The sequence below is a fragment of the Providencia sp. PROV208 genome (assembly GCF_028479465.1).
Lineage (GTDB): Bacteria > Pseudomonadota > Gammaproteobacteria > Enterobacterales > Enterobacteriaceae > Providencia > Providencia alcalifaciens.
The window spans coordinates 40,278-59,519 of the sequence record NZ_JAMPNS010000019.1; the positions used below are offsets into that span (position 1 = coordinate 40,278).

16 protein-coding genes and 6 tRNA genes are annotated in these 19,242 nt (G+C 42.8%); 6 read left to right on the top strand and 16 right to left on the bottom strand.

Features of this window, described 5'->3' with window-relative positions; genetic code table 11:
* The first annotated feature begins 9 nt into the window (after window positions 1-9).
* Both PR766_RS15230 and PR766_RS15235 read left to right on the top strand, forming a co-directional pair.
* Window positions 10-1,029 carry an SPFH domain-containing protein gene (locus tag PR766_RS15230; RefSeq protein WP_006660957.1) on the top strand — a complete coding sequence of 340 codons (1,020 nt, stop codon included), beginning with the start codon at window positions 10-12 and terminating at the stop codon, window positions 1,027-1,029.
* Window positions 1,029-1,952 carry a hypothetical protein gene (locus PR766_RS15235; protein ID WP_006660958.1) on the top strand — a complete coding sequence of 308 codons (924 nt, stop codon included), beginning with the start codon at window positions 1,029-1,031 and terminating at the stop codon, window positions 1,950-1,952. The genes PR766_RS15230 and PR766_RS15235 overlap by 1 nt, the downstream gene beginning before the upstream one ends.
* 64 nt (window positions 1,953-2,016) lie before the next feature.
* Here PR766_RS15235 and lnt read toward each other — a convergent pair whose 3' ends face one another.
* The 5 genes from lnt to miaB form a co-directional block, all read right to left on the bottom strand.
* Complete coding sequence (gene lnt, locus PR766_RS15240) at window positions 2,017-3,552, bottom strand: apolipoprotein N-acyltransferase (RefSeq protein WP_006660959.1); 1,536 nt, start codon at window positions 3,550-3,552, stop codon at window positions 2,017-2,019.
* Complete coding sequence (gene corC, locus PR766_RS15245; protein WP_006660960.1) at window positions 3,552-4,436, bottom strand: CNNM family magnesium/cobalt transport protein CorC; 885 nt, start codon at window positions 4,434-4,436, stop codon at window positions 3,552-3,554. The genes lnt and corC overlap by 1 nt, the downstream gene beginning before the upstream one ends.
* A gap of 171 nt (window positions 4,437-4,607) precedes the next feature.
* Entirely contained in the window at window positions 4,608-5,075 is a 468-nt protein-coding gene (gene ybeY / locus PR766_RS15250) for an rRNA maturation RNase YbeY (protein ID WP_006660961.1), read from the bottom strand.
* Entirely contained in the window at window positions 5,076-6,128 is a 1,053-nt protein-coding gene (locus PR766_RS15255) for a PhoH family protein (RefSeq protein WP_006662324.1), read from the bottom strand. It abuts the gene before it with no gap.
* 32 nt (window positions 6,129-6,160) lie between these two features.
* Window positions 6,161-7,591: a tRNA (N6-isopentenyl adenosine(37)-C2)-methylthiotransferase MiaB gene (miaB, locus tag PR766_RS15260; RefSeq protein WP_006660963.1), complete on the bottom strand. Its 1,431-nt coding sequence runs from the start codon at window positions 7,589-7,591 to the stop codon at window positions 6,161-6,163.
* 337 nt (window positions 7,592-7,928) lie between these two features.
* Between miaB and ubiF the strand changes: the two genes are divergently transcribed.
* Window positions 7,929-9,116, top strand: coding sequence for a 3-demethoxyubiquinol 3-hydroxylase (ubiF, locus tag PR766_RS15265; RefSeq protein WP_154635952.1), 1,188 nt, complete (start codon window positions 7,929-7,931; stop codon window positions 9,114-9,116).
* Window positions 9,117-9,193: 77 nt separating this feature from the next.
* Here ubiF and PR766_RS15270 read toward each other — a convergent pair whose 3' ends face one another.
* Window positions 9,194-9,577, bottom strand: coding sequence for a winged helix-turn-helix transcriptional regulator (locus PR766_RS15270; RefSeq protein WP_036960246.1), 384 nt, complete (start codon window positions 9,575-9,577; stop codon window positions 9,194-9,196).
* 100 nt (window positions 9,578-9,677) lie between these two features.
* Between PR766_RS15270 and nfsB the strand changes: the two genes are divergently transcribed.
* Window positions 9,678-10,331 (top strand): oxygen-insensitive NAD(P)H nitroreductase, encoded by a 654-nt coding sequence (gene nfsB / locus PR766_RS15275; RefSeq protein ID WP_154635942.1) that lies wholly within the window; start codon window positions 9,678-9,680, stop codon window positions 10,329-10,331.
* Window positions 10,332-10,388: 57 nt separating this feature from the next.
* On the opposite strand, the gene PR766_RS15280 is transcribed toward nfsB, so the two are convergent.
* The 10 genes from PR766_RS15280 to nagB all read right to left on the bottom strand — a co-directional run bounded on the left by PR766_RS15280 (window position 10,389) and on the right by nagB (window position 16,278).
* On the bottom strand, window positions 10,389-11,732 hold the full coding sequence (locus PR766_RS15280) for a dicarboxylate/amino acid:cation symporter (RefSeq protein WP_006660967.1): 1,344 nt from the start codon (window positions 11,730-11,732) through the stop codon (window positions 10,389-10,391).
* A 355-nt stretch (window positions 11,733-12,087) separates the two neighbouring features.
* Window positions 12,088-12,162, bottom strand: a tRNA-Gln gene (locus tag PR766_RS15285).
* Between the two features lie 11 nt (window positions 12,163-12,173).
* Window positions 12,174-12,250: transfer RNA gene (locus tag PR766_RS15290), tRNA-Met, on the bottom strand.
* A gap of 48 nt (window positions 12,251-12,298) precedes the next feature.
* Window positions 12,299-12,373 (bottom strand) — tRNA-Gln (locus PR766_RS15295).
* A 52-nt stretch (window positions 12,374-12,425) separates the two neighbouring features.
* Window positions 12,426-12,500, bottom strand: a tRNA-Gln gene (locus PR766_RS15300).
* A 32-nt stretch (window positions 12,501-12,532) separates the two neighbouring features.
* Window positions 12,533-12,617: transfer RNA gene (locus tag PR766_RS15305), tRNA-Leu, on the bottom strand.
* A 7-nt stretch (window positions 12,618-12,624) separates the two neighbouring features.
* Window positions 12,625-12,701: transfer RNA gene (locus PR766_RS15310), tRNA-Met, on the bottom strand.
* A 254-nt stretch (window positions 12,702-12,955) separates the two neighbouring features.
* Window positions 12,956-14,179, bottom strand: coding sequence for a DNA-binding transcriptional regulator NagC (gene nagC / locus PR766_RS15315; protein ID WP_154635943.1), 1,224 nt, complete (start codon window positions 14,177-14,179; stop codon window positions 12,956-12,958).
* Between the two features lie 7 nt (window positions 14,180-14,186).
* Window positions 14,187-15,353: an N-acetylglucosamine-6-phosphate deacetylase gene (nagA, locus tag PR766_RS15320; protein WP_036978272.1), complete on the bottom strand. Its 1,167-nt coding sequence runs from the start codon at window positions 15,351-15,353 to the stop codon at window positions 14,187-14,189.
* Between the two features lie 121 nt (window positions 15,354-15,474).
* Window positions 15,475-16,278: a glucosamine-6-phosphate deaminase gene (gene nagB, locus PR766_RS15325; RefSeq protein WP_006660476.1), complete on the bottom strand. Its 804-nt coding sequence runs from the start codon at window positions 16,276-16,278 to the stop codon at window positions 15,475-15,477.
* Between the two features lie 353 nt (window positions 16,279-16,631).
* On the opposite strand from nagB, the gene nagE reads away from it, so the two are divergent.
* Complete coding sequence (gene nagE / locus PR766_RS15330) at window positions 16,632-18,662, top strand: N-acetylglucosamine-specific PTS transporter subunit IIBC (RefSeq protein WP_230086749.1); 2,031 nt, start codon at window positions 16,632-16,634, stop codon at window positions 18,660-18,662.
* Between the two features lie 219 nt (window positions 18,663-18,881).
* A complete protein-coding gene (locus tag PR766_RS15335) occupies window positions 18,882-19,238 on the top strand; it encodes a hypothetical protein (protein ID WP_154635944.1) in 357 nt (118 codons plus the stop codon).
* The last annotated feature ends 4 nt before the right edge of the window (window positions 19,239-19,242 follow it).

Sequence of the window (19,242 nt, forward strand, 5' to 3'; positions counted from 1 at the left end):
GGGTAGGACATGTTAAATTTTAAATACTTCAAATCAGATTCATCGACATTCATTATTCAATCCATCAATGGGGCAGTACATAAGCAAGGTAAAGGATTAAGTTTTTGGTATAACGCAGATAAAACGTCCATTGCGGCATTACCTTTGAACGCCCAAGAAGCGCCATTTATTTTTAATTTACAGACGGCGGATTTCCAAAGCTTACGTATTCAAGGACAAATTTCATTTCAGGTGAAATACCCAGAAAAAACAGCGGATGTCTTGAATTTTAACCTTGCTCAAGATGGTAAATCTTATGCGTCAGAAGACCCTTTAAAGCTGAGTGATAGGGTGGTTCGTAGTGCGCAAACTGTCATCCAAGCAAAAACGCAAAGTACCAATTTGCGAGATGCATTACTCATGGGGCAACCATTGGTGATGTTGGTTTCTCAACAACTGTCTGAGCATCCTGCTCTTGAATCCTTGGGGATCGAAATTTTGGATGTGGCGATTTCAGCCATTACGCCTTCTCCAGAAACACTCAAAGCGCTGGAAGCTCAAGCTCGGGAATCGATTTTGAAAGAAGCTGATGATGCGATTTATGCGAGACGTAAATTCTCCGTTGAACAGGAAAGAACGATAAAAGAAGCCGAATTAGAAACGGATTTATCGGTACAAGCCAAGCAGCAGCAAATTGAAGAAGCGAGACTCGAAAATGAACGGACATTATTGCGAGACCGTGCTGAAATTGAGCAAGAAGAATTAATTGCACAGGTTAATCTAGAAGCTAAGCGTAATGAGCTGGTGGCACTAAGTGTCGAAAATCAGCGCACTCAATCGGAGGCTGACGCTTATGCTATTGAAGCGAAAATGAAAGCGTATAGCCAGCTGCCAGTTGAAAACTTGAAAGCGATGGCATTAGCAAAAATGAACCCAGAGCAGTTGATGGCGATGGCATTCGAATCATTGGCACAAAATGCTGGTAAAATTGGTGAAATTAATTTCTCGCCTGATTTATTTGGTCAATTGATGAAAAAAGGCGCGAAATAATGAGCCATTTTGATGATGTTCGCTTCGTGTTAGTGATGCGTAAAACACGTATGCAGGAATTAATTGAACGTTTTAATACATGGTCGCAAGCGAAGTTTTATCTAGAGCATAACGATGTTGAAGTAAGTGATTATTTACTCGAACATGATATTTATCAGCGGCAGTTGATTCAGGCAGAATCGATTTTAAAAGCGATAGGGCGCTTTCAATTACTGGAAAGGAAGCTGTTGCCTAGCTATCAGTTTTCGGCGCGGGATATTGTTGTGGTGATAGGGCAAGATGGCTTAGTGGCGAATACACTCAAATATCTTAATGGACAGCCTGTGATAGCCATCAATCCTGAACCAGCACGTTGGGATGGGCAGTTACTTCCCTTTGAAATCGGACAGCTATCTGATGTGGTCACTCGTACACTCAGTGGAAAAGTGGAACAAAAATCCGTGACGTTTGCACAGGCAACAACCAATGATGGGCAAACGTTACTCGCCGTCAATGATTTGTTCATTGGACCTAAAAGTCATACTTCTGCCCGCTATCGGTTAGCGTGGCAAGGACAGCAAGAGTTTCAATCCTCATCAGGTATTATTGTGTCGACAGGGTTGGGCTCTACTGGATGGTTTCAGTCTATTCTTGCTGGGGCACAAGCCATCGCTGGAACGCAGTCACATCCTTTATCTGAAGGATTTGGTTGGGGAGAAAAGCGGTTGCAGTTTAGTGTACGAGAACCTTTTCGTAGTAAAACGACGGGAACGACGTTAGTTTTTGGCACTATCGAGCCAAATACGCCATTACAGCTAGAATCTTTAATGCCTGAAAACGGGGTGATTTTTTCAGATGGTCTCGAGGAGGATTATTTGAATTTTAATGCAGGTTGCATTGCATCTATTGGGATAGCAGAAACTCAGGGGTTATTAATTGGTTAGGTTAAAAAAATCCCCGAATTATCAATCGAGATGTCGGGGATTTTTAATTGGTTTAAAGCGTCAATTAGTGACGTTTTTGACGGCGGTTAAGCGTAAATCCGACAATGCCAAATATAGCGACCAGACCCCACATTGGCCAATTACTCCAGCGAGCATAAGGGGTTAATCCTGTCGTTGGTGTCACTTCAGTAGCCAGAACTGCAGCTTGGAATTGTGGCAGCATATCTTGAATAGAGCCATCCGCGTTAATCACCGCAGTCACACCGTTATTTGTTGCACGTAACAGTGGGCGACCCAGCTCAAGTGAGCGCATTCTTGCCATTTGGAAATGTTGCCATGGACCAATAGACTCGCCAAACCATGCATCATTTGAAATCGTTAACAAATAATCGCTATCTGGTTTGAAATTGTCTCTGACTTGGGAACCTAGAATAATTTCATAGCAGATGGTTGCCGTCAGATGAATATTACCAATAGCCAATTGGGCTTGTTGATAATCTCCACGACTAAAGCCTGACATTGGTAAGTTAAAGAATGGAGCTAGTGGGCGCAGTAAATCTTCTAAAGGCACAAATTCACCAAACGGCACTAAATGGTGTTTGTTATACCGGTTTTGAGTGGGATAGAGATACGGCTTTCTGTCTCCCAATACAATAATGGAATTATAGAATACAGAGTCACCATTGACAGGTTTGGCATCCACGGTCCCTGTGATTAACCGTGTTTTAGTTTCATTCAGCAGAGTATCTAGTGCTTTTAACCAAGCTTGGTTTTCCAGCTCAACGACAGGAATGGCGGATTCGGGCCAAATAATCATGTCGGCCTTGCCAATATAAGGGCTAGAAAGTTTGATATAGCGATCTTTGGTTTGCTGTAAAAAGCCCGCTTCCCATTTCATGGATTGAGGAATATTTCCTTGTACTAGCGCGACTTCCATTGTTTTATCGTTCAATGGCGTAAACCACTGAAGATTTTTAGCGAGCAACGGTGCCAGTAATAAAACGGCAGCACACGCAAGAGGGATCAGGTTACGGCGAATGATTGCAAGGGCAATCAAGCCACTAATGCTAAATAGCAGTAGGGTGATCATCTCAACACCAAAAATCGGTGCTAATGATTTCATTGGTCCGTCAATTTGGGTATACCCAAACTGTAGCCATGGGAAGCCTGTTAGTACCCAGCCTCGAAGGAACTCGGTCACTTGCCATAACGCGGGAGCCATAAAGACCAAACGCCATACGTTGGCATTAGGGGTCAATTTGGTGAGTAGTGCTCCGAACAGGGCTGGGTAGAGTGATAAGTATGCCGCCAGCAAGATAACGATAAAGACGTTAACGGCCTCCGGCATACCGCCAAAATCCGCGATACTGACGTATACCCAATTGACACCGCTACCAAATAAACCAAATCCCCAAGCGAATGCAATTGCAAAAGCTTGCTTAGCGGTTCTTTGTAGAGTTAATAATTGGAGAAATAAAACAGAAAGAAGTGCGGCTGGCCAGAAGTCAAAAGGCGAAAAAGCCAGTGTACCACTGGCTCCGAATAGTAAGGCCAGCAGCAGACGCAGCCACTGGCTTTGATAACGAGAGGATAAGTTCATTAACTCTGTTCTTCATCCAAAGTAGGCACTGGCGCGTCGTCAGGAATTTTAACTTGAAGCAGTAAAATTCGACGGCTATCAGCCATAGAAACCTTAAACTGGTAGTTATCAATGGTAATGGTTTCACCACGGGATGGTAAGTGACCAAAGGCTTGCATCACTAAGCCTCCAACGGTATCTACCTCTTCATCACTAAAATGCGTGCCAAAGGCATCATTAAAGTCTTCAATTTGGGTCAAAGCACGAACTGAGTATGAATGGCGGCTCAGTTGACGGATATCCACATCATCTTGGTCGTCATACTCATCTTCAATTTCACCGACAATCAGCTCTAAAATATCTTCGATGGTCACGAGACCAGAGACACCGCCAAATTCATCGATAACGATGGCCATATGGTAGCGCTGAGAACGGAATTCTTTGAGTAAGCGGTCTACTCGTTTACTTTCAGGAACAACAACAGCCTGACGTAACACTTTATCGATACTGAAAGGTTCTGCATCAGTTCGCATAAATGGCAGTAAATCTTTTGCCATTAGCAGCCCTTCAATATGATCTTTATCTTCGCTGATAACAGGGAAGCGAGAGTGGGCAGAATCGATGATGACATCGAGGCACTCATCAAGGCTTTGGTTACGTTTTAAGGTAACAATTTGAGAGCGAGGGATCATGATGTCACGTACCCGCTGATCGGCGATATCCATAACGCCTTCCAGCATTTCACGGGTATCTGGGTCAATTAAATCGTTTTGTTCAGAATCACGAATTAATTCGACCAAATCATCACGGTTCTTTGGTTCACCATGGAAAAGTTGATTTAATAGCGCAAAAAAACCTTTCTTAGGTCCAGGGTTATCACTACTCGAAGAGTTATCGTCGCTCATGGCGTTAAATTTATTATTCCTCAGTTAATTAATAAAAATGGCTAACCCATATGATTGGGTAATGAATTGTTTAGCTTAAAACATTTTTATTGGCTAGACAATTTATGGGTTAGCGGTACAAATTTGTGTCGAATATCGAAAAATTGCATTCGAATGAAAATTATAGAGAGCTCACTCTTTTTCCGCAAGATACGGATCGGCATAACCCATTTCTGCGAGGATCTCAGTTTCTAATCCTTCCATTTCCTCGGCTTCATCATCTTCGATATGATCATAACCCAGTAAATGTAGGCAACCGTGAACCACCATGTGTGCCCAATGTTCTTCTTCACTTTTTTGCTGCTCAGCTGCTTCTTGTTCCACAACTTGGCGGCAAATAATTAAATCACCTAACAGCGGTAACTCGACTTCAGGCGGTGCTTCAAAGGGGAATGACAACACGTTGGTTGGTTTATCTTTCCCGCGATAAGTGAGATTCAATTCATGGCTTTCGGCTTCATCAACGACACGAATAGTGACTTCACTTTCTGCTTGGAACTTAGGTAATACCGCATTAACCCAGCGCTGGAACATAGCTTCAGTGGGTAAGCCCGCGGTATTTTCGCTTGCTATCTGTAAATCGAGAATAACATCGCTCATTTAGTTATTTTCCTGCTTTTCAAGCTCACGTTGCTGCTCTTTTTCTGCTTTCAATTGCTGGCGACGCTTACTGTCTTGCTCTTCCCACGCTTCATATGCCATGACGACTTTAGCCACGACAGGGTGACGTACCACGTCTTCGCTATGGAAGAAGTTAAAGCTTAAATCATCCACATTCGATAACACTTCGATGGCATGTCTCAAGCCGGATTTACTCCCTCTTGGCAAGTCGACTTGAGTGATATCTCCAGTCACGACCGCCTTAGAGTTAAAGCCAATACGGGTTAAAAACATTTTCATCTGTTCGATGGTGGTGTTTTGGCTTTCATCTAAAATAATAAACGCATCGTTGAGTGTGCGACCGCGCATGTAAGCCAGTGGTGCGACTTCAATGACGTTACGCTCAATCAGTTTTTCAACCTTTTCAAAACCTAGCATTTCAAATAGTGCGTCGTACAGTGGGCGTAAGTACGGGTCAACTTTTTGGCTTAAATCACCCGGTAAGAACCCCAATTTTTCTCCCGCTTCAACCGCAGGGCGGGTGAGTAAAATGCGGCGCACTTCTTGGCGCTCTAATGCATCGACAGCAGCGGCAACAGCAAGATAAGTTTTACCGGTTCCCGCAGGACCGATCCCAAACGTAATATCATGGTCTAAGATATTGGCAATGTACTGTGCCTGATTTGGGGTACGTGGTTTGATCACTCCGCGCTTGGTCTTGATATTCACCGCTTTGCCGTAGTCTGGTACGCTTTCTGCGGATTGCTCAAGCACTCGGCTATCAATAATCGCAAGGTGAATATTTTCAGGATCAATGTCGGGGATCACACCACGGATTGGCGCGGTATCAACGTATAGCTGGCGTAAAATTTTACTGGCAGCTTGGATGTTAAGCGCTTTACCCGAAAGCTTAAAACGGTTGTCTCGGCGATTGATTTCAATGCCAAGACGACGCTCTAATTGCTTAATATTGTCGTCAAATGGCCCGCAAAGGCTCATTAAACGCTGATTATCTGCGGGCTCTAAAAAAATCTCTTGTGTTGCGATTTGCAAAGGTTTGTTATCGGTCACTGAGTATCCTATCTTTAGGGTTGGAAGTTGCCAACGCCAAGTTCATCTTCTTTACGAGTACGTGCAATCACGGATGCTGGTGTTTCGTGAACACGCAGATCCATTTGATCTTCGGTACGAATCACTTTGCCGCGTAAAGAGTTGGTATAAACATCGACGATTTCGACATCCACAAATTTACCGATCATGTCCGGTGTGCCTTCAAAGTTCACTACGCGGTTATTTTCGGTACGACCTGAAAGCTCCATCACATTTTTGCGTGAAGTGCCTTCCACTAAAATACGTTGCACTGTTCCCAGCATGGCACGGCTGAAGCTCATTGCTTGCTGATTAATGCGCTGTTGCAGTAAGTACAGGCGCTCTTTTTTCTCATCTTCGCTGACATCATCCGGTAAATCTGCCGCTGGTGTACCCGGGCGAGCTGAATAGACAAAGCTATAGCTCATATCGAAATTCACATCCGCGATCAGCTTCATGGTTTTTTCGAAATCATCGGTAGTTTCCCCTGGGAAGCCAACGATAAAGTCGGAACTGATCAGAATACCTGGGCGTGCTTCACGTAATTTACGGATAATCGCTTTATATTCTAATGCAGTATGTGCGCGTTTCATCATGGTCAGTATGCGGTCGGAACCACTTTGCACAGGCAAATGTAAGAAGCTGACTAGCTCTGGTGTATCGCGATAAACCTCGATAATGTCATCGGTAAATTCAATTGGATGACTGGTGGTGAAGCGTACACGGTCAATACCATCGATAGACGCGACTAAGCGTAATAATTCTGCGAAAGAACAGATTTCGCCGTCAAAGGTTTCGCCGCGATATGCGTTAACGTTCTGACCTAATAAGTTAACTTCACGTACACCTTGAGCCGCTAACTGAGCAATTTCAAACAGAATATCGTCACATGGACGGCTAACTTCTTCCCCACGAGTGTATGGGACTACACAGAATGTGCAGTATTTGTTACAGCCTTCCATAATAGAGACAAACGCGGTCGGACCTTCAGCGCGCGGCTCTGGTAGGCGGTCAAATTTCTCAATTTCAGGGAAGCTGATATCAATAATCGGGCTACGGTTACCCTGAATTTGGTTAATCATTTCCGGTAAACGATGCAGTGTTTGCGGTCCGAAAACAATATCAACACAAGGTGCACGTTGGCGAATAAAGTCACCTTCTTGAGAGGCTACACAGCCACCCACACCAATAATGATGTCAGGTTTTTTATCTTTGAAGAATTTCCAACGACCAAGCTGGTGGAAGACCTTCTCTTGGGCTTTTTCACGGATAGAACAAGTGTTTAATAACAACAGATCTGCTTCTTCAGCAATGTCAGTCAGTTGATAGCCGTGGGTGCTTTCTAATAAAGAGACCATTTTAGATGAATCGTATTCGTTCATCTGGCAGCCCCAAGTTTTCATATATAACTTTTTATTTGTCGACATGTCGTATATCCGGTGTTTTCGAATCCTAAAATGTGGACTTCGAAACGCGTTGTAAATCCAAAGTCCTACCCTTTGATGATGAGGGAATTCACCGCATTTTGATTAAGAACAGCGTTCTTGATTGGATTAAATGCAAAAATTACCCAGTAATAACATGCTAAAATAATATCATCACCAAATGCTTAAGGGCAGGCTATTTGCCTATTGTTTTAAAGATTAACGAGTATTGTATTCATTTGAGGCATCAGTGACCAGAGCCCAAGCGCAGATATTGCCTGCGGGGGTAAGAATTTTTCGGTATACTAACGAAATCAAACAGTTAATAGTAGCTATCATGATGAATAAACTAACTGAATTTTATGATGTTGTCGTTGTTGGCGCAGGAATGACTGGCGCAGCGGCAGCGCTCGGCTTTGCCCAAGAAGGGATGAAAGTGGCTTTACTTGAGAAAGCCAAGCCTGTGGAGTTTGACGCAAACAGTACGCCGGATGTCCGCATTTCTGCAATTAGCAGCGCTTCCATTGAATTGCTAAAACAATTAGGTGCATGGAAGCACGTGGAAGCAATGCGCAGTAGGCCTTATCGTGAGTTAGAAACGTGGGAAGAGCCAGGAAGTAATGTGATTTTTGATGCCAAAAGTTTAGGCTTACCTGAGCTTGGCTTTATGGTGGAAAACCGCGTGTTACAGCTGGCATTATGGCGAGAGTGCGAACAGTACAGCAATCTAGAATTGGTGTGCCCAGCCACGTTGGTCAATTTATACCAACCGCATGGGCAAAAGCATTGGATGGTTGAGCTTGAAGATGGTCGCGTTCTGGAAACTAAACTCGTGGTAGGCGCTGATGGGGCAAATTCTCAAGTGCGTAAAATGGCGGGTATTGGTAGCCGAGGCTGGCAATATCGCCAATCTTGTATGTTGATCACGATTCAAACGAATCAACCACAACAAGACCGGACATGGCAGCAGTTTTTCCCTTCGGGTCCAAGAGCCTTTTTACCTCTATATGACAATTGGGCGTCACTTGTTTGGTATGACAGCCCTGCGAAAATCCGCCGTTTGCAAAGTATGTCTATGGAACAACTCACCGGTGCGATTACTGAAGCGTTCCCTGAGCGACTTGGTGAAGTAAAAGCGATAGCGTCAGGCGCATTCCCTCTGACACGCCATCATGCTAGCCGTTATGTTCTGGATGGTTTGGTTCTGATCGGTGATGCAGCTCATACGATTAACCCATTAGCGGGACAAGGGGTAAACCTTGGCTATCGTGATGTGGACGTGTTATTGAAGGTAATTTATCAAGCGCGTGAGTGTGTTGAAGCATGGGAGTCTTTGGATGTGCTTAAGCGTTACCAGCGTCGTCGTTTACCTGATAATCTCATGATGCAAGCGGGAATGGATGTTTTCTATATGGCATTTAGTGAAAACTTGCCTGGTTTAAAAATGCTTAGAAATTTTGGTTTGATGGCTGCACAACGTGCGGGTGAGGCGAAAAAATTAGCGCTAAAATATGCGTTGGGATTGTAGTTTCACTTGCTAGTCACAGTGTTGAACTCGCCTATTGCAATCAGTTACCCAGATTATTGTTCTGGGTAACTTTCCCGTTATTGTTCTCTAGTACTTAGATCTTGTTCTCTTTTATCTAATAGCGGGATCCCATATTTTGCCCCCCACGCTTGTAGGGCATGAAGCACGTCACTCAAAGATTCCCCTTCTGGGGTCATTGAATACTCGACTTTAGGGGGAACTTCAGGGTAGACATGTCGAATAATTAACCCATCACTTTCGAGTTCCCGTAACTGTTTTGTCAGCATACGCGGTGTGATAGAAATTAATTTTCTTTTTAACTCATTAAATCGAAGCGTTTTTCCCTGTAAATGATACAGAATCACACCTTTGCCTTTTCCTCCCATTAGCTCTAATGAGGCTTCAACAGGGCATCCATCGTAGGTGTAGTCGCTGTATCGTCTTTTTTTGACAGTATCCATTTGTATAGTATGTGCCATTATTGTGCGTACTTGTTAGTTTGTACTTTTAACATTAGGATGACCAAAATTCAATAAAGTTTGTTTTTACTTAGAGGACACCATGAACTTAACAAATATTTTGAACTCTCGTTATGCGACAAAAAGCTTTGATCCTAATAAAATTATCCCCGATGAAATATTGGTTCAAATAAAAGAGCTGCTCCAGTTAAGCCCTTCTAGTGTTAACGTACAACCTTGGCATTTTTTGTTAGCGAGTAGCCCCGAAGCGAAACAAAAAATTATTAATGCTACGGCTGGGGGATATTCTTTTAATGAAGAAAAAATCCGCAATGCGTCTCATGTGATTGTGATGTGTGGAAAAAGAGAGCTGCCTGAAGATTACTTACTTCATCTTTTAGATATTGAAGAGCAAGAGGGGCGGTATCTGAAAAGTGAATTTAAAGAGCAGAACCATATGGCTCGAACATTTTTCGTGAATTTGCATAAGAATGAGTTTCAGGATTTACCTCATTGGATAGAAAAACAAATCTATTTAAATATGGGGGCTTTATTATTGGGTGCCGCGGTATTGGGAGTTGATGCATTACCGATGGAAGGCATTGACTTCTCAATACTGAATGATGAGTTTGGTTTAGATGAGAAAGGACTGAATGCGGTGACGGTTGTAGCTCTTGGGTATAAAACAGATGACGATTTTAATTCGTCATTACCTAAGGCTAGGCTTCCATTGGATGAGATTGTGACTGAACTTTAATTCACGCCATAAAAAATAAGCCGCATTTGCGGCTTATTTTCGTAGGGTATAAGTAAATTATTTATTATTAGCAATATCAACAGAAGTTGTAGCTTGAGCCGCTTCATCTTCAGTGATCATTGAATCTAATGATTCGTTTTTGGTTGCGAATGCATGAGCCAGTTTTTCAGTGTCTAACTCTTTTTCCCAACGAGCAACCACGATACAGGCACAAGCGTTGCCCACTAAGTTGGTCAGAGCACGACATTCAGACATAAAGCGGTCAATACCTAGAATCAGTGCCATACCCGCAACTGGAATACTTGGTACTACCATCAGCGTTGCTGCTAAGGTAATGAAACCAGCCCCCGTTACACCCGCTGCGCCTTTAGAGCTGATCATTGCAACTAACAGCAGGGAAATTTGCTGCCAGAGCGTCAGTTCAATATTGGTTGCTTGAGCAATAAACAGCGCCGCCATCGTCATATAGATGTTGGTGCCGTCGAGGTTAAATGAATAACCGGTAGGGATCACTAATCCAACGACGGATTTTTCGCAACCAGCGTGCTCCATTTTTCTCATTAAGCTTGGTAATGCCGCTTCAGAGGAAGAGGTACCCAGCACTAACCATAATTCATCTTTGATGTATTTGATAAGCTCGATAATCGAGAAGCCGTTATATTTAGCCACTGCACCCAGTACGACTAGAACAAACAGCAGCGAGGTGATGTAGAACGTCATAATCAGCATCATTAAGTTACCGATAGATGAAATCCCGTATTTACCAATGGTAAATGCCATCGCACCAAATGCCCCGATAGGTGCCAGTTTCATCAACATAGCAACCATCTTGAAGACTGGCTCAGAGAAATTCTGTAGCAGTTTAACAATTGGCTCACCGTGTTTACCCGTTGCTGCCAGCGCTAAACCAAAAATTACAGAAATAAATAGAACTTGCAGAATATTCCCGTTAACGAGGGGACTAATGACTGTGTCAGGGATGATATTCATGAAGAAGCCAACGATGGAAGATTCGTGAGCTTTTTCTACATAACCTGCAACCTTAGCATTATCCAATGTTGCTGGGTCGATATTCAGTCCAGCGCCTGGCTGGATGATATTTGCGACGATCAAACCAATGATCAGAGCAACGGTTGAGAACGTGATGAAATACAGCATAGCTTTACCTGCCACGCTTCCGACCGCTCTCATGTTTGTCATGCCAGAAATACCCGTCACAACGGTTAAGAAGATGACTGGGGCAATGATCATTTTCACGATTTTGATAAACGCATCACCCAACGGTTTTAACGACTCTCCGATGTCTGGGAAAAAATGCCCAAGGGCAATACCAAGAGTGATGGCGACAATGACCTGCACATATAAAATTTTATATAGTGGTTGTTTTATTATGTTTCGCATAAGTTTTCTCTGTAAAAATATTGTGTTATAGCAATTATAATTATTGGTTTTTTTACAACTGAGTTGAGATGGATTGGAAAGTTGGACTAATTATTTCAGACGAAAGGGGGCTCACGTATTACTAATCTAATCTAACTGCAATTCGCCGCAAGATTACCACTTTACTTGGTTACGTGAAAATGACTCATATCACAATTCCGATATAAAAGTTGCGTAAAGGTAAATGGGATGTATTAAATGTTTTTGAAAAAGTTAAAAGGAAATTTAAAGGCAAAAAGTAATTTTTAAAAGCATTAAATAAATACCGTAATAAATGTATTTACGTCATGTTTTAGAGAGGGAATTGAGAAGAGAATGGCTGGGGTACCAGGATTCGAACCTGGGGATGCCAGGATCAAAACCTGGTGCCTTACCGCTTGGCGATACCCCAACAAAAAGAAATGGTAGCTACGACGGGATTCGAACCTGTGACCCCAACATTATGAGTGTTGTGCTCTAACCAACTGAGCTACATAGCCATTGTATTTTCTTTACTGTGTGATTGTACTGCTTGGGAGGATAATAGATGGCTGGGGTACCAGGATTCGAACCTGGGGATGCCAGGATCAAAACCTGGTGCCTTACCGCTTGGCGATACCCCATCCGAGAATATCTATTATTTATTTTCACTAAGAAAATTAATTGTTTTTAAGATGGCTGGGGTACCAGGATTCGAACCTGGGAATGCCAGGATCAAAACCTGGTGCCTTACCGCTTGGCGATACCCCAATCTTAAATTCAATTTTTACCGAGAAGGAAAATGGTGCGGGAGACAAGACTTGAACTTGCACACCTTGCGGCGCCAGAACCTAAATCTGGTGCGTCTACCAATTTCGCCACTCCCGCAAATAAATGGTGGCTATGACGGGATTCGAACCTGTGACCCCAACATTATGAGTGTTGTGCTCTAACCAGCTGAGCTACATAGCCATCTTTTTTTGCTTAACCTTCATCGGCGTTGCGGGGCGCATTATGCTAATTACAGGCAAGACAGTCAACAGCTTTTTGCACTATTTTTTAGAAAATGCGTTTGTTTGTTTGATGAATAATCATTTTGTCGATAAAGACAGCAAAAAACAACCCCGAATTTGAAAAAATGTGATTTGTTATTATTAAGATGGTTAAAAGTCACACTGTCATTTATGACGTTATTTCCACGTTAGTGGGTAAAAAAGAAAGCAAAGTTAACTTTCTAATAATGTCTGGAGCAATTCTCCGTTTAGCATCGCCCGTTTTGTGAGTGCAAATGCGCCAATTGCTGAATTATGCACCAATTGTGAAGTGACGATGGGTAAATTCTCACGAAAACCTTTTAAGGCTTGTGTGTCGATGCAACTTTGAATCGCAGGTAATAAAACTTGCTCAGCTTCAGTAATGTCTCCTGCAATGACTACTTTTTCAGGATTGAACAAGTTAATTGTGATAGCGATTGCCTTACCTATTTGTCGCCCAACGTGCTGGATAACTTCCGTTGCTAACGGATCGCCTTTATTAGCGGCTTGGCAAATATGAGAGATTGAACAGGTTTCAGGGGTTAATTGGCTGCTATAGCCTTGCTCTAAACGCTGTTTGACTCGCGCTTCAATCGCTTGGTTGGAAGCAATAGTTTCTAAGCAACCAAAATTACCGCAATGGCAAAGCTCACCAAGTGGGTCAACCTGAATATGACCAATCTCACCTAGATTGCCTCTATGATTTAGTAGTATCTCTTTATTGACAACTATACCGGCTCCAGCCCCCCTGTGAATGCGAACAAGGAGTGAGTCCTTACAATCTTGGGTTGCACCAAAATAGCTCTCAGCTAGCGCTAGGCTGCGAATATCGTGCCCAACATAACAGGTGAGATTAAAATGTGCTTGTAAGTTATCAATCAATCGCCAGTTATCAACCTTAATATGCGGCATATAGTGGACGATACCTGAATGCGGATTTACCAGACCGGGCAAAATCACGGAGATAGCGATCAATTCTCTAATGCGACGTTGGTGTAGCGCAATAAAGTCTTCAAGAGCGGCAATCAGTTTTTGTTCTACAACTTGCTGGGTGGGTTCAGTGATAGGGTAGTGACCATCTGCCAGCATTTTTCCGCTGAGGTCATACAGGGCGATGGTGGCATCATAACGCCCTAAGCGCACACCAATGGTATGGAAATGTTTATACTCAGAAACAATGGAGATAGCGCGACGGCCTCCGGTGGAGGCCTGCTGGTCTACTTCTTTAATTAAACCGCGTTCGAGTAACTGACGAGTGATCTTAGTGACACTCGCTGGCGCAAGTTGGCTGAGTTCCGCTATCTGAATTCTAGATATCGGTCCTTGTTGATCAATCAGGCTGTAAACGACAGCACTGTTGAGTTGTTTTACGAGATCAATATTACCAATTTGCTTTAGCGAGTGGCTTTGATTCATCAGCTAGTTACTCATTTTTATAGACTTCCTCTCCGTTTACATAAGTTGAAAGGACTTGGAAGTCTTGGTTAAAGGCAGTCAAGTTAGCCGTTTTGCCGGCTTCGATGGAACCTAATGTTGCCTCTACCCCAATGGCTCTTGCTGGGTAAAGGGTGGCCATTCTTAATGTTTCATCAAGAGGAATGCCAACATGTTCAACACTGTTTTTCACCGCATTAATCATGGTCAGGGAAGAGCCGCTCAGTGTGCCATTTTCATCGACACATAATCCATTTCGGTAGTATATGGTTTTACCTGCGAAGATAAAATGATCCATTTCACCTGTTTGGGGATCAATTCCGGCGGGTGCTGTCGCATCGGTGACTAAAACCAGTTTATCGCCTTTAAGTTGTTTACTATTGCGGATATTTGCCCATTGGACATGTAAGCCGTCAGCGATGATACCAGCATAAACTTCGGGAGTATCGTAAATCGCACCAACCAGACCAGGACCGCGACCAGAAATATATGGCATTGCGTTGAATAGGTGGGTTGATGCGCGAATACCAGAGCGGAAGCCTTGACGCGCTTCTTCATAGGTTGCATTGGAGTGACCCGCTGAGACCACAATACCCGCTTCGGTTAGCTGGTGGATAAAGCGTTGCTCAACAATTTCAGGTGCAAGCGTGATCATGCTAATCGCATCAGCATGTGCTGCTAAGTAATCCATCATTTCGACCGATGGCTTACGGATAAATTCTGGGTTATGAGTCCCTTTCTTAATCAAATTAATGTAAGGGCCTTCAATATGTAAACCAAGCGCTTGGTTTTTATTGCGTTTCAGATATTCAGTCATGACATCAACGCCATGCTTCATTAATTCATCTGAACAGGTAATAAGTGTTGGTAGAAAGCTAGTACACCCCGCACGCTCATTGGCTTTTTGCATGATTTCGAGGTTTTTCAATGTGACGTTTTCTTCGTTGTCATTGAATTGCACGCCGCCACAGCCATTCACTTGGAGATCAATAAAGCCAGCCGATAGAATGGCACCTTTTAAATCTCTACGTTCGATATCGTGAGCGAGTTCGGATTCTGGGCACACCGCTTTGATGATTTCGCCATCAATAATGACTGCGTGGTTATCCAGTCTTTCGTGACCTGTAAAAATAATGCAATTAGTTAGTGCATACATAGCGTAAAACTCCTGACCGCGAGTAAAAGGGTCACCGACCAGCATAAGTGGTAGCTGGTCGGGTGTTCGATACTCTCTCTATTTTAAATGGCAGTGCCACTTAAATAAGATTGCGTATAAATTAATTAAACGATTCAATATTTTCGCATTCTAATTGCTTGAAATATTTAAGCGTTTTGACTTTCAATTCTAATGTTGCTGGCTCATCGCAGACAATCAATGCTTTCGGATGAAGTTGTACACAACTGACAGTCCATAAATGGTTTACGGAGCCTTCAACTGCAGCATGGACGGCATCTGCTTTGTTTGCGCCTGTTGCTAATACCATTAGCTCTTTTGCATCTAATAGTGTAGCAACACCAACAGTCAGTGCATATTTAGGTACTTGATTGATATCGTTATCAAAGAAACGAGAGTTCGCTTGGCGAGTTTCTGGCGTCAATGTTTTAATTCGAGTTCTGGAATTTAAAGAAGAACCCGGTTCATTAAAGGCGATATGACCATCATTACCTACACCACCCATAAATAGGTTGATTTGACCGTAGGATTTGATTTTATCTTCATAACGTTGACATTCGGCGTCGACATCAGGGGCATTACCGTTCAGTAAATTGATGTTGTCAGCTTGGATATCAATGTGATTAAAAAAGTTTTGATGCATAAATGTGTAGTAACTTTGAGGATGATCTTTGGGAATACCAATGTATTCATCCATATTGAATGTGACTACATGCTTAAAGCTGACTTTACCAGCTTTATATAAGGCGATTAATTCTTTGTAGGTTGCCAGCGGTGTACCGCCAGTTGGTAAGCCTAGAACGAAAGGGCGTTCAGCTGTCGGATTAAATGCGTTGATTTTATCAGCGATGTACTGTGCGGACCATACGCCAACATCATGAGCATTATTTAACGGGATAAGCCTCATGTACTTTTACCTCGAGTGTTTCTTTCAATTTATACTTGTATGACCCCATCTCCAATTATGTTGATCATTTTCAACATATTCTTATGACTGAGGTACTTGGAGTATATACAGCAAATCATATAAAAAACTTATTTTTAATCATAAAATAAGTTTTCAAGAATAGCTACTAATTTAGTCAATATTAGGATCCTTTCGTTGACATTTATCACAGTTTCCAGCTATTTATTTTGTATCGCGAAAAAATTCATCTAGACTATGAATTGCTATAATTAAGCGACATCAGTTATATTCCTGATGCGTGAAAATAAGATCCTGAAATGGGACAAAAATAGAGCGATACAAAGGGGGAGTTTGTGAATATTCTTAGCTACTTACAGCGGATTGGTAGGGCGCTTATGGTGCCTGTCGCCGTATTGCCAGCCGCCGCAATCCTAATGGGGATTGGTTATTGGATAGACCCAGATGGTTGGGGTGCCAATAGTGCAATCGCTGCGTTACTGATCAAATCCGGTGCTGCCATCATTGACAACATGTCTGTGTTGTTTGCGATTGGTGTTGCTTACGGAATGTCTAAAGATAAAGATGGTGCGGCTGCACTAACCGGTTTTGTCGGATTCTTAGTTGTGACAACACTGTGTTCACCTGCATCGTACTCAATGATTATGAGTGTACCAGTGGAATCAGTCCCTGCGGCATTCAATAAAATCAATAACCAGTTCGTCGGTATCCTTGTTGGGGTTCTCTCTGCTGAATTATACAACCGCTACAGTGGCGTAGAGCTACCAAAAGCGCTGTCATTCTTCAGCGGTCGTCGCCTCGTCCCGATTCTAACCTCATTCCTCATGATCATCTTGGCATTCATTCTGATGTATGTTTGGCCTGTGGTGTATAACGGATTGGTGGCTTTCGGTGAAAGTATCAAAGATTTAGGCTCTGTAGGTGCGGGTATTTATGCCTTCTTTAACCGTTTACTGATTCCTGTTGGGTTACACCATGCGTTGAACTCGGTATTCTGGTTCGACGTTGCAGGAATTAACGATATTCCTAACTTCTTAGGTGGTGCGAAGTCCATCGAAGCTGGTTTGGCAACGGTTGGGATAACTGGACGCTATCAAGCGGGCTTCTTCCCTATCATGATGTTCGGTCTGCCGGGTGCAGCTTTGGCTATCTATCACTGTGCACGCCCAGAAAATAAAGCGAAAGTTGCTGGTATCATGATTGCCGGTGCATTTGCGGCATTCTTTACGGGTATCACTGAACCACTTGAATTCTCATTCATGTTTGTTGCGCCTGTCCTGTACGTGATCCACGCATTGCTGACCGGTATCTCTGTCTATATTGCTGCAACGATGGAGTGGATTTCAGGTTTCGGATTCAGTGCGGGTCTGGTGGACATGTTCTTACAGACACGTAACCCACTCGCTACACACTGGTACATGCTGATTGTTCAAGGTTTAGTATTCTTCTGCATCTATTATGTGATCTTCAGATTCATGATCCGTAAATTCAACCTGTTAACCCCAGGTCGTGAAGAGAGCGCAGGCGATGAAACCGTAGATGGTTATGACGAAAACATCAGTGATGCACACAGTGATGAAAGCGAGATTCAAAAAGAAGCTCGTCAGTATATTGCGGCAGTAGGTGGCAGTGACAACATTGTTAACATCGACGCGTGTATTACTCGTTTACGTTTAGGTGTGAAAGACTCCGCAGTGGTCAACGATTCTCTTGCAAAACGTATTGGCGCATCTGGTGTTATTCGCCTGAATAAACAAAACGTACAAGTGATTGTTGGTACACGTGCTGAATTAATCGCTAAAGCAATGATAGAAGTTATTGCTAAAGGTCCTGTTGCGGCTTCGGCTCCAGTGTCTGCACCAGAAAAAAGTCAGCAAGCGGCAACGACAGAAAAAGCAAAAGGTAATGCGGTATTATCGTTAATCGCGCCTGTTAGCGGTGAAGTTTATTCACTGGACCAAGTGCCAGACGAAGCATTCTCTAGCCGTATTGTGGGTGATGGTATTGCTATCAAACCAACCAGCAGTGAAGTGGTTGCGCCAGCGGCAGGTACCATTGTTAAAATTTTCCCAACCAACCATGCATTCTGCCTTGAAACAGCAAATGGTGTTGAGCTGATTGTGCATATGGGGATTGATACCGTTGCATTAAATGGTGAAGGTTGTGAGCGTTTAGTGGAAGAAGGTGCTGAAGTTGAAGCAGGTACTCCGATTCTGAAACTCGACTTATCTTTCCTTGAAGCCAATGCTAAATCAATGATCAGCCCTGTTATTATCAGCAATATCGATGATTTTGCGGGTGTTGAGATTTTAGCCAAAGGTCAAGTGACTGCGGGTGAAACCGTTATTTACAACGTATTAAAATAGTACGACCATAAATAGCAACGATTCGTTCGTATACAAAATGCCAGCCTAACAAGCTGGCATTTTTTTATTCAAATTAAGCAATGATTAATATTCGAAATATTAATTGATAAATTAATCAATCATGCATTCGGTATAAACGAATTTAACTTTTTGACTCTTATGACTATTTTATTTTCCCCATTGACGAGGAGATGGGTTTTTTTAAAGGAATAAAATAATATGATGTCGAAAGCCACGTTAGTGAATGAAGCTAGCGAATTTGTTTTACAAAAGATGAATCATTTTTTTCAATGTTCAGGTAACGCAATTCGCATTCGAAGAATGAACAAAGAAAACTTAAAGTATTGTCATATCAATTCATTATCTACGGTAGATCCTTTAGCTTGGCTTGATTATAGCGAAATTGTTTTAACGAAAGAGAGCTTCAGTTTCTGTTTTAAGCTCATTAGCCGTAATCGAATTTTAGTACGAATCCCCGATAAACCCGCGGGAGGCTGTGTGTGTAGTTATGACCCCCACAGCCGCAGAGCAACCATTGAACTACTCCAAAATTTTGAGAAAAAAATAAAGTTTTAGATGG